Raw genomic sequence first — 11,416 nt, forward strand, 5'->3', positions numbered from 1 at the left:
GGCCAGGCGGGCGCGCCGGCCGGCGCCGCACCCGGGCGTGCGCGCGCTCACCGAGCGGGAGCGTGAGGTGGTGGTGTTGGTGGCCGAGGGGCTGGCCAACGAGGAGATCGCCGAGCGGCTGGTGGTCAGCCCCGCGACCGCGCGCACCCATGTCAGCCGGGCGATGGGCACGCTGCGGGCCCACGACCGCGCGCAGCTCGTCGTCGTCGCCTTCCAGGCCGGCCTGGCCACCCCGGACCAAAGCTGACGCCCGTCGGCTCCGGCCTGGCCACCCGCACGCAAGCTGACGCCCGTCGGCTACGCGCCGCGAGGTAGGCACGCCACGTCCGATGTGCAGCACGACAGTCGCTTGCCAGCCGACGACGGGCGTACGCCCACGCCCCGAGACTGGGGTCGGTGACGACCCTGCGTGCCGACCGAGGTGACCGATGACCGCTTGGTATGTCCTGGCCGTGCTGACCGCCTTCGGGGGTGAGCGGTGGCGGCATGGGTGGGGGCCCGGCGGCGGGTGGGCGTGGCTGTGGGGGCCGGTCGTGCTGCTGCTGTGGGTCGCCCTGGTCGCCGCCGTGGTCTGGTTCGTGGTCCGCGGCGCCCGGCCGCGTGAGCGCTCCGGGGCGGAGCGGGCCAGGGACGTGCTGGCCGAGCGGTACGCCCGCGGCGAGCTCACCACCGACGAGTACCGGGAACGTCTCGAGCAGCTCCGTTGCGCAGGCGTGGCTGGTAGGCGCGGGCGCTCGCCCGCCACAGAGCTGGGAGGCATGAATGCGGGGCGCAACAGCGGCAACAGCGGCCGGCACGGGCCTGGCCGCCCGGGCGGTGGACGTGTGGAAGGTCTACGGCAGCACCGAGGCGACCCGGGTCGACGCGCTCGCCGGCGTGACCCTCGACCTCCCGCGCGGCCGCTTCAGCGCGATCATGGGCCCGTCGGGGTCGGGCAAGTCGACCCTGCTGCACTGCCTCGCCGGGCTGGACCGGGTCAGCGGCGGCCAGGTGTGGATCGGCGACGCCCAGGTCGACGCCCTCGGCGACCGTGGGCTGACCCGCCTGCGCCGGGAGCAGGTCGGGTTCGTCTTCCAGCTGTACAACCTGCTGCCGACGCTGACGGCCGCGGAGAACATCACGCTGCCGCTGGCGATCGGCGGCCGCAAGCCGGACCAGGCGTGGCTGGACCGCATCGTCGCGACCCTCGGGCTCGGCGACCGGCTCGGCCACCGGCCGGCGCAGCTCTCCGGCAGCCAGCAGCAGCGGGTCGCCTGCGCCCGCGCGCTGGTCACCCGGCCGCAGGTGGTCTTCGCCGACGAGCCCACCGGCAACCTGGACTCCCACTCCAGCGCCGAGGTGCTGGGGTTCCTGCGGCACTCGGCGCGGGAGCTCGGCCAGAGCGTCGTCATGGTGACCCACGACCCGACCGCGGCCGCCTACGCCGACCGGGTGGTCTTCCTGGTCGACGGCCGCATCGTCGGTGAGCTGGCCGACCCGACCGCCGCACGGGTGCTGGAGCAGATGAAGCACCTCGATAGCAACGAGAGGGAGGCGTGATGTTCACCGCGACCCTGAAGAGCCTGCTGGCGCGCAAGCTGCGGCTGCTGCTGTCAGCCCTGGCGGTGGTGCTGGGCGTGCTGGCGGTCTCCGGCGCGCTGGTGCTCACCGACACCCTCGGCAGGTCATTCGACGCCCTGTTCCAGACGGTCAACCAGAACCTCGACGTCCAGGTCACCGGCGCCCAACACGTCCAAGAGGCAGAACGCGGCGGCGACCCGGTCACCACCCCGATCCCCGCCGAGACGGTGGGCAGGGTCGCCGCGGTGCCCGGGGTTCAAAGCGCGATCGGGGCAGTGATCGCCGACGGCGCCCGGGTCATCGGCCACGACGGCAAGGTGATCGGCAGCTCAGGACCGCCGCGCTTCGGCGTCGGCTGGCGCGGCGAGGTCGGCTTCACCCAGCTCCGCACAGGCCGCGGACCGGCAGCGCCCGAGGAGGTCGCGATCGACGCCGGCCTCGCCAAGCAGGGCAACTTCACGGTGGGCGACAAGCTCGGGGTGCTCACCCTCCAACCGAAAAAGACGTTCACGCTGGTCGGGATCTTCGGCTACACCGGCGGCCGGGACTCGCTGGGCGGCGAGACGCGGGTGGCGTTCACCGAGCCGGTCGCCCAGCAGCTGCTGCTCGGCAAGCGCGGCGTGTACAGCGTCGTCAACGTCCAGGCCCAGCAGGGGATCTCGCCGGCCGAGCTGCGTGACGCCATCCAGGCTGGGCTGGGCGGCGGCTACGTCGTCCGCACCCGCCAGCAGGTCGCCGCCGACCAGGCCAGCGACGTGGAGGGGTTCCTCGGCTTCATCCGGGCCTTCCTGCTCGGCTTCGCCGGGGTCGCGCTGTTCGTCGGCGCCTTCCTGATCCTCAACACCTTCTCGATCCTGGTCGCCCAGCGGACCCGGGAGCTGGCGCTGCTGCGGTCGCTGGGCGCCAGCCGTGGCCAGGTCCTGCGGTCGGTGCTGGTCGAGGCCGTCCTGGTCGGGCTGCTCGCCGCCACCCTCGGCCTGCTCGCCGGCCTCGGGGTCGCCGCGCTGCTCCGGGCGGTCATGCAGGCCCAAAGCGGGCTGACCTTCCCCGACGCCGCGCTCACCCTGCCCGGCTCCGCGGTCGTCGCCTCCTACCTGGTCGGCGTGCTCGTCACGGTCGTCGCGGCGCTGCTGCCGGCGCTGCGGGCCTCCCGGGTCCCACCGGTCGCGGCGCTGCGGGATGCCGCCACGCCCGACAGGCCGCTCACCGGGTTGACCGTCGCGGGGTCGGTCCCCGCCCTGCTCGGCGTCGCCGCGGTGGGGGCGGCGCTGTTCGGCGACCTCGGCGACGCCACCCTCCCTGCGCTGCTGGGCGGCGTGCTGCTGACCTTCGTCGGCGTCGCCATGCTGACCCCCGCGATCAGCCGACCCGCCGTGGCGGCGCTCGGCCGGCTGCTCGCCTGGTCGACGCCCGGCAAGCTGGGCCAGCGGAACGCGGCGCGCAATCCCCGACGCACCGCGGTCACCGCGGCCGCCCTGATGGTCGGCATCGCGCTGGTCACCGGGGTCAGCGTGCTCGCCAGCTCCCTGCAGGCCAGCCTCCAAGGCGTGGTCCGCCAGAGCCTGGCCGCGGAGCTCATCATCGCCGGCGACGACATCGGGGGCCCTTCGGCGGCGACCTACGACCCCACCGTGATCGACCAGGCGAAGCGGCTCCCGGGGGTGGCGCAGGCGGTCGCGGTCCACGCCGACGTCGCCCAGCTCGGCAGCGACGCCACCGACGTCGCCGCCGGCGACCTCCCCGCGATGGCCACCATCTTCCGCTTGAAGGCGACCGCAGGCCAGCTCCGGACCCTGCGCAAGGGCGAGCTCGTGGTCGACGACGGGTTCGCGAACGACCACAACCTCGCCGTCGGCGAGACGGTCGAGCTGGCGACCCAGCGCCGCGGCCCAACGTCCTACACCGTGGTCGGCGTCTTCGCGCGGTCACGGCTGGTCCCCGGGCCGCTGCTGCTGTCGCTCGACGACGCCACCGCGGGCTTCCGTTCGCCGCAGGCCAACTTCGGCTACATCCACCTGCAGCAGGGCGCCGACGCTCCCGCCATCCAGCAGCGGGTGGCCGCGCTGCTGACCGACAACCCAGAGGTCGCCGTCCGCAGCCAGGCCGACTTCCTGGCGCAGCTGACCAGCCAGGTCGACACCGCCGTGGTGATGCTGTACGTCCTGCTCGGCCTGTCGATCGTCATCGCGGTGCTCGGCATCATCAACACGCTCGCGCTGTCGATCCTGGAACGGACCCGCGAGCTCGGCCTGGTCCGTGCGGTCGGGATGGGCCGGTCCCAGGTCATGCAGATGGTGGCGGTCGAGTCCATCGTGATCGCCGTGTTCGGCGCCCTGCTCGGCGTGCTGGTCGGGGCCGCGCTGGGCACGGCCGTGGTCCGCGCCGTGCCCGACGAGTTCGTCTCGGTCCTGTCGCTGCCCTGGAGGTCGACGGCGGTCCTCCTGGCGCTGGCGGTCATCGTCGGGCTGGCCGCGGCCATCCTCCCCGCGGCCAGGGCAGCACGCACCGACGTGCTACGCGCGATCGCCTACGAGTAAGCGGGCATTGGAGGAGGCGAGGTGCCTGCTGGTGGCCAACAATGCGTTTCTACCTCGAGCGGGAGGCGCAGCCGGCCGACGTGGGTCTTCACGGTCGTCTCGCTGACCGCGACGCCGGCAATGCTGCGAAGCCCAACTATCCCTCCGGTCGGAGAAGGGTCCAGCGTTGCTCGCAGAAGCGGAAGGTCGACGGGTTCGGTGAACGCAGTCCGAGCACACAAGCGGTGCTGGTGCCTGGCAGACCTGTCGGTTGCTGCTGGTAGCAACTGCCACCAGCAGCAACCCCGCCAGCACCTGTCGCATCCGCTGCGTCCGGTGGTTTCCCTGCGCTCATGGTGCACAAGTTCTTCCTGGACAGCGCCGCCTGGCGCAAGGCCCGTTCCTTCGCGCCACGGCGTGGGTGAGGACCCAAATCGGGGGAGGAGCCGATCATGGACCTGGAGATCGTCAACCCGCAGCCCAAGTATCCTCCGGTCACACTCATCGAGCCGCCGCCGCTCGGCTACATCCACGTGGCCGCCGTCATCAACCCGCCGCGCGGGCGTGCGCCGTTCCGGGCAAGAGCCCGCAGAAGGCGGCGCTGCTCGGCCGGTTGCAGTCGCTGGCGCGCCAGCTGGAGCGCCTCGGCGCGGTCCAGAAGGCCACCGTCTACCGCGCCATCCTGGTTGCGCCGCCCGCCGGCTACGCCAAGGAGAAAGCCCCCCACGTCGCGCGCTACGACGTCGTGGTGCTCATCGAGACGACCTCGCCCGAGGTGATCGGCGAGGTCCAGGCCACCGAGCCCTACAAGCTGCTCGTCGAGGCGGCCACGGAGGCAGCCACCGACGTCCACCTCATGACCGCCCGCTGCGTCAGGCGGGTTGGCGACGTCGACAAGGCCCGGCAGGGCCTGTTCCTGTTCAACTACTTCGTCGCCGACGACGCGGCGGTGGCGCTGCAACTGTGGGATTACCTCGCCGGCTGGTTTGCGGTGGAGACCGGGCTGGACAACTCCACGGTGCTTGCGCCGTTCGGGGGCGCCGACTACGTCTTCGTCAACCATGCGCGCTGGGACGACAGCCTGCCGCGCTTCCTGCTCCGCCAGCTGACCAAGCCCAGCTTCCGCACCTACATGCTCGCCAACCTGCGGGCGAACCGGACCGGCGCGATGCCGATCCTCTACCGGCTCGCCTGACCGGCGGTACCAAGAACTCGTCCCGCTGAACTGGGACCAACTCTGCCGTCGTGGGCCGGCACGATCCTCGACGCGTTCGGCCGCGTCTTCTTGGGTCTCGTGCTGGGGCTCGTAGGCAACCAGCCCTCGGTTCGCCCGGCCTGGATGGCGTGCTCCGTAGCCGCCCCAGCAGTGGGTGCTGGTTCGCCTCGCGCCACACCAGCGACCACAGATAGCACGGCGTCGGGTGCAGGGGAACCAGCCGGATGGCCGCATGGGCGGGGATGGCCCAGTCGCCGCCGAAGAGGGTGCAGCGTGCCGGGTCGCGTCGAAGCTGCTCGATGGCGTGCTCCAGCCCGAGGTTATGGCCTCTGGTGTCCATCGGAATGCCGAAATGGTCGGCGAACCGGCGACAGGCTCCTCGGGTGAGGTGCCGCCGGCCGGGATCCGCATGACGGTCCCTTGGAGGTCGGCTGGGCGCAGTCGCGGGGCCTCGGCCAGCGGATGCCCGGCGGCGGCGGCCGCCGCGAAGTGCTCCAGCAGCACCAGCCCCCTGTCCGCGCTGACGCCATCCGTGCCCGCTGACCACCACCCGGCCCACGCAACCCACCTTCGGTGCGACTCCGCCCTCGGCTACTACCGCGGTCCGTCGACTACGAGACGATCACGCACACCGGCAGCCCGTGGCTGCATGAACCAGGTGTCCATGCGCAGGGAACCAGTAGGGGCTCGAGCTGCCGGGAAACTGCCGGGGAACGTCCCTGCCTTCGGCGGTAACGTCAATGCGGAACCAGCTGGCGGTCGGAGGAGAGGCGCCAACTTCACGCCTGCTGGGGCCGCAGCGCTGCTAGGCGTGGATCTGTCGTGGCTCCCGCGAAGCCGACGTGATCTGAACGATGAGGAAGGCTCTTCTGAGCAGGGAGGATGGCGTGATGTCCAGTGGCCGTCGTCGCCGTCCAGGTCGTGCTCCGCTGCTGTGGCGTTGGTGAGCGTGCTTGCGGTCGCGGTTGGCGCCTCCCCGGGCATGACCGCCGGGCGCCTTCGCGCTTCGCCGGCTCGCGGGAGCGATGGCGCCTTCGTGGTCGCGCAGCAGCGGGTCGGCCGGCATCTGGTCGACTTGAGCATGCAGTTACCGGCGTTGGGTCGGACCGCCAAGGTGCGGCTCTCACCCCCGACGGCTTCCAGCAGCGGCGGCCCGCATGCCCACGACCGCGCCCAGCTGGTGGTGGTCGCCTTCCAGGCCGGCCTGGCCCCCCGGGGCGGAAGCTGACCCCCGCCGACTACCTACGCGCCGCGACGTAGGCGCGGCACGCCGATCGTGCAGCACGACAGTCGCTTGCCAGCCGACGACGAGCGTACGCCCACCCCCCAACACTGGGGTTGGTAACGATCCCGCGCACCCACCGAGGTGACCGATGACCGCGTCGTACTCCCTACCCGCGCTGCTCGCCGGCGAAGGGAGGTGACCCAACAGAACGGCCTGCACCAGGGTTGATCCGCTCTGCGCCTGGGACGATCTCCTGGTTCTGCCAGTCGGACGCCCTGAACTGCCATGGCGTCCCGTCTCCTCGCGGGCACAAGGTCCGCAACCAAGAACGAAAGGAGCCCAGGGATGCGAACGCGCCTGCTGACCGTCGTCAGCCTCGCCGTGGTCCTGATGGCCCTCGCCCTGCCGGCACGCGCCGACGGGGCAGTGACCCTGCATGTGAGCTTCAAGGGCCAGACCGCGCAGGCGGAGTTCTCCTCAACCCAGGGATGCATCCAAACCGTCGTCTACGTCCTCGCCTCCGACGGCCGCTTCAAGACCGACCCGGGCGGGCCCGAAGCAGCGTCGGGGGGCGAGGTCTATATCTTCCAGTCCGACGTTTGCACCCAGACCCAGCTGCTTGCCGCCTACGGCTTTGCGGTGTTGGCGCCCGGCGAGTTTCAGATCGACAAGCAGTTCACCGCGGCGACCTTGACCGCGACCATCGAGGTCTTCGACGATGTGTCCAGCACCTCCTTCCCGGTGGCCGTCAGCGTGCGCTGGACCGGGTTTGGCGACACCTTCAGCCAGGACGACCGCTTCCACCTGAAGGAGCCGGGGTTGAAGGTGAACTTCCACTTGGACGGCACCTTCCGGCAGGCCACCGCGTCCGGCACCGTCTCGGATGGAACCACTAACTTCACCCCTGAGCCCGCGCTGCTTACCGGGAATACCAGGTTGGGATCCATCAGGGTAGGCGAGGTCGACATCATCCACGAGTAGCACCGGCCATCGGAGCACGGGCCGGCCCCGGCGACCGATGCCCGGACCCGGCTTGAGGTTGAGGGGTGGCGCAATCGCAGTGTCCAGCTCGCGTCGCCCCTCAAGCGCTCACGACGGCGTGCATCCCACGTCTCCAGCGCGCACCGCGGTCGCGGATCACTGCCGGCCACCACCCTGGCCGAAGCGACCAGCCCCGCCGGCCGGCCCCGGCCGGCCGCGGCTGGCCGGCCACCGTCGCGCTGCTGGTGCTCGTCGCGCTGCTGTCGGGGTGCACCGCGCGCCCGGCCGCCCCCCGGGGCGTCGCCTCGCTCGGCCCCCGCCCGCCGGTCGCCGGGAGCCGCGCCGCCGCCACCACGACGACGACCGCCGGCAGGGGGGTGACGCCCGGCGACGCGGCCCTGGCGTACGCGCGCTGCATGCGCGCCCACGGGATCGACATGCCCGACCCGACCACAACGGCGCCTTCCGCAACATGACCAACCCCCCCGACGACAGCCCCGACCCTGCCGTGCGGGCCGCCCACGCCACGTGCATGTACCTCTCCGGCTCGGACCGCTTCGACCGTCCGCTCACCCAGGGCCAGAAGACCGAGATCCTCGACCACCTGGTCCGCTTCGCGGCGTGCCTGCGCCAGCACGGCGTCGACGCGCCCGACCCCAAGGCGGACGCCCAGGGCGACCCGTCGCTGGTGCTCCCCGACAGCTACAGCATCGACGACCCTAACGCCGATTTCCACGCCCCTGCCGGTGCCCCAGGCGCCAGCCAGGAGTGTGCAGGTAGGTGCTCTGCCACCAGTACCTCGTTCCCGGTATCCAGGTTGGCGCCAAGGTCACCGGCAACCCCACCACCGGTGCGGTCGACCTCATCCACGTGATGGAACGGCCTCTCATCCTCGACCACGCCTGCCTTGACTGCGCCGGCGTCATCCCCAGGAACGCGAGGTGCGTTCCGTCCTGCCAGGATGCAACCAGGCTTCCGCTGGTGCGACCCGCTCGCGGCGGCGAGCGTCTTCGGCCGAGGCGACCTCCGTGAACTGACCCTCCGACCCGGAAGCCGCCGGCGGTTGGGCGGTCCGTGAACGCCGCCGCCCACGATAAGATCCAGACGCCAAGCCACGTCAGCGTGGCGGCGTCTTGCGGTAGCCGTCCCGGCGAACCTTGGCGTTGCGCGCCATCAGACGGATGGTCGGGCCGGTGACCAGCGGTGTTGGGTTCGTATTGTGTCCAGCTGGGGGCACCCGGAAGGTGCTGTTGACACGGAACGCATCGCCGGGGCGGCCGGCTGAGAGCGGCTGTCGGTGGCGCTGGGAGGACGACGGGGATGCCGCGGTCGGCGCCGGTTGACGGCTTCTGTCTGGCCTACGGCCGTCACGGTGCCGGCGACCCGGTGGTGCTCCTCCACGGCTGGCCCGGCGACCGGACCGACTTCGGCGCCCTCGTCCCCCGGCTGGAGCGCCATGCCGAGGTTGTCGCGCCGGACCTGCGCGGGTTCGGCGCGTCGGACAAGCACCCGGTGTCCCCGGCCGATGCCTACTCCGCGGCGGCGCAGGCCCGCAGCGTGCTCGGGCTGATCGACGAGCTCGGCCTCCGGCCACCGGTGCTCGCCGGCTACGACATCGGGAGCCGGATCGCGCAGGCGGTTGCCCGCGCGGCGCCGGACCGGGTGCGGGCGCTGGTGCTCTCACCACCGCTGCCGGGCGCCGGCGAGCGCGTCCTGACGGCCGCTGCCCAGCGCGAGTTCTGGTACCAGCCGTTTCACACCCTTGGGCTGATCGAGGAGCTGGTCGACGGCCGCCCGGCGGCGGTCCGTGCGTACCTGCGGCATTTCTGGTCGCACTGGTCGGGGCCAGCCTTCGAGCCCGGCGACCGGCGCCTTGCGCACCTGCTCGACGGCTACGGGCCGCCCGGCGCCCTCACTGCGTCGGTCGGCTGGTACCGCGCCGGGTCCGGGACGGTGGCGACGTCCCTGGCCGAGCGGGCGCCTGCGCCGCAGGAGCGGATCGCGGTGCCCACCACCGTCCTGTGGCCAGAGCATGATCCCCTGTTCCCGCGCGCATGGTCGGACCGGCTGGAGGCGTTCTTCAGCGCCGCGGAGCTGGAATTCCTCGACGGCGTCGGGCATTTCACGCCGGTCGAGGCCCCCCAGGCCTTCGCCGCCGCGATCCGGCGACGGCTTGCACCATCGCAGTAACGGGTCCTGGGGGTTGGGTTGAGGGGTTGGGCCTGGACCGCCCGGCCGGGCAGGATACGGTCATGCCAACCATCCCAGGGGCAGATGGCCGCGTCGCGCACGCCGGCCGGCTCCGCTCGGTGGATAGCTGGAGGGGTGGGGTGGCCAGGCATCGGGGAGTTCGTCGCGGCGGCCGCGCAGCTCGATGATCTTGGCGCCCCGGCTTCTCGATCCGCCGGCCGCACTCGGCTTCGGGCATGGTGTCGGCCTCGTCCGCCGCCTACAAGGTCACCATGATCCGATGGTCGAAGGCGCGCCCGTGGACGGTACACGGCCCGGAGCTCCTCGGGCAGAGGATCCAGTGCTGCGACACGGTCGCGCGGTACAGGCGGTAGAGAGCGGGCGGTCGAAGCTGCTCCGGTGTCATCGCGCGCCCCCCACGCCCGGCGGGGCCAGGGTAGACCTCCAGGCCCCGGTCGATGTCTGCGCCCGCCAGCTCCTCAGCCACCGCGGACATGTACACGGCCTGACCGGTGCTGGCGGGCACCTGCGAGTCAAACACCACGATGCTGACGTGCGGACGCCGTGCGAGGTTGCGTGAGTGCGTCACCTCTGGCGAGGAGATCCAGTAAAACTGCGTGGACCCCTTGGCCGCGTAGAACACCGGCGCGACCCAGGGTCGGCCGGCTTCGTCGACGGTTGCCAGCGTCATGTACAGGTTGGCGTCGATGATGCCCCTGGCGATGGCCCCGAGATCCTGCTGGCCGTCCATCGTTCCTCCCAGTCGTGGGTCCGGATCCGATCACCGCGAGGACGGGTGCTGGCCGAGGAGCTGCACTTCGGGCGGTGTCCCCACCCGCTCGAGTGGATCCCATCGAGGTTCCAGGAACGTCGAAAATGGCGGGGTCCCGTCGGCAGTCCCAAGCGCCATATACCAGTTCGCTTCGATGATGGTCCGGGCCGTGGGTTCAAGAGCCGATTGGTGATCCATTCTTCTCTTCGAGGCCCGAGCGAGCCGTGCGGCCGGCCGGATCTCCGGTTGTTGGCGGTCGTTCCGATGGAGCCGCTGAGCTTGACCGAAACCATGAGCTACATGCAGGTCTTGGGCCGACTACTCCTCGAGCACTTCCTTCAGGTTGGTTAGGACGGTCTTCCAGCTTTCGTCAGAGACCTCCTTCGCTTGCTCGGAGGGCAGGTTGTGCTCCGTGATCGTGAGCTCGGTTCCGCCATCGCGCTCCGAGAGCTGCCACGTGACCTGCTGGTAGTTCTCGGGACTGTCCGTCTTGCCGGAAAGCGGGCTCCAATGGCTGTGCTCGAGGAGTCGCTGAGGCTCGAGCCGAATGATCTCCCCTTGTCCTCGTACGGCTTGCCCTGGTACTCGCCCCTGTGGATGATTGCGCTTCCCACCTCCCAATCCGTCTCCGTGTCGACCCCGAAGAACCACTGCTTGATCAGGTCAGGCGTCGTCAAGGCCTCCCAGACTCTTGCAGTGGAGGCGTTGATCGTGATCGAGCTCGTTGTCTCTAGATCCGTTGCCATCCGTCACCCTCCCATCCTCGATGTCGATGACGATCCTGCTCACGCCGGTGACCACCTCCGAAGCATGTCCTCGTGGGCTCCCTGCCGCGCTATTTGACCCTGGTCGAGGTCGTGGAATAACCGCCGCCGCCCGGATACACCCATGCGCCGGTGAGGGTGTCACCGTCTTGGCTGAACGTGCCCTGGTAGTATGCAGGGGATCCCTTCTCT

Annotated in this window: 10 protein-coding genes; 9 read left to right on the plus strand and 1 reads right to left on the minus strand. The window is 71.1% G+C overall.

Translation table 11 applies throughout. The features are described from left to right. The 9 genes from VG276_26175 to VG276_26215 all read left to right on the plus strand — a co-directional run. On the plus strand, positions 1 to 247 hold a 247-nt coding region (locus VG276_26175; protein HEV8652780.1), incomplete at its 5' end, for a LuxR C-terminal-related transcriptional regulator. Between the two features lie 515 nt (positions 248 to 762). After that, positions 763 to 1,539, plus strand: coding sequence for an ABC transporter ATP-binding protein (locus VG276_26180; protein ID HEV8652781.1), 777 nt, complete (start codon positions 763 to 765; stop codon positions 1,537 to 1,539). Further along, positions 1,539 to 4,097, plus strand: coding sequence for an FtsX-like permease family protein (locus VG276_26185; GenBank protein ID HEV8652782.1), 2,559 nt, complete (start codon positions 1,539 to 1,541; stop codon positions 4,095 to 4,097). The genes VG276_26180 and VG276_26185 overlap by 1 nt, the downstream gene beginning before the upstream one ends. A gap of 592 nt (positions 4,098 to 4,689) precedes the next feature. Beyond that, positions 4,690 to 5,271, plus strand: coding sequence for a hypothetical protein (locus VG276_26190; GenBank protein HEV8652783.1), 582 nt, complete (start codon positions 4,690 to 4,692; stop codon positions 5,269 to 5,271). A 964-nt stretch (positions 5,272 to 6,235) separates the two neighbouring features. Next, positions 6,236 to 6,520 carry a hypothetical protein gene (locus tag VG276_26195; GenBank protein HEV8652784.1) on the plus strand — a complete coding sequence of 95 codons (285 nt, stop codon included), beginning with the start codon at positions 6,236 to 6,238 and terminating at the stop codon, positions 6,518 to 6,520. A gap of 342 nt (positions 6,521 to 6,862) precedes the next feature. After that, positions 6,863 to 7,498 carry a hypothetical protein gene (locus VG276_26200; protein HEV8652785.1) on the plus strand — a complete coding sequence of 212 codons (636 nt, stop codon included), beginning with the start codon at positions 6,863 to 6,865 and terminating at the stop codon, positions 7,496 to 7,498. Between the two features lie 65 nt (positions 7,499 to 7,563). After that, positions 7,564 to 7,974 (plus strand): hypothetical protein, encoded by a 411-nt coding sequence (locus VG276_26205; protein HEV8652786.1) that lies wholly within the window; start codon positions 7,564 to 7,566, stop codon positions 7,972 to 7,974. Then, positions 7,971 to 8,372, plus strand: a complete 402-nt coding sequence (locus tag VG276_26210) for a hypothetical protein (protein HEV8652787.1) — start codon at positions 7,971 to 7,973, stop codon at positions 8,370 to 8,372. The genes VG276_26205 and VG276_26210 overlap by 4 nt, the downstream gene beginning before the upstream one ends. A gap of 446 nt (positions 8,373 to 8,818) precedes the next feature. Then, positions 8,819 to 9,688: an alpha/beta hydrolase gene (locus tag VG276_26215; GenBank protein ID HEV8652788.1), complete on the plus strand. Its 870-nt coding sequence runs from the start codon at positions 8,819 to 8,821 to the stop codon at positions 9,686 to 9,688. A 259-nt stretch (positions 9,689 to 9,947) separates the two neighbouring features. Here the strand turns inward: VG276_26215 and VG276_26220 are convergent, their stop codons facing one another. Beyond that, the gene (locus VG276_26220; protein HEV8652789.1) at positions 9,948 to 10,439 is read right to left on the minus strand and encodes a pyridoxamine 5'-phosphate oxidase family protein; all 492 of its coding nucleotides are present in this window, start codon (positions 10,437 to 10,439) and stop codon (positions 9,948 to 9,950) included. Between the last annotated feature and the right edge of the window lie 977 nt (positions 10,440 to 11,416).

It is taken from the genome of Actinomycetes bacterium, assembly GCA_036000965.1.
Classification (GTDB): Bacteria; Actinomycetota; CALGFH01; order CALGFH01; family CALGFH01; genus DASYUT01.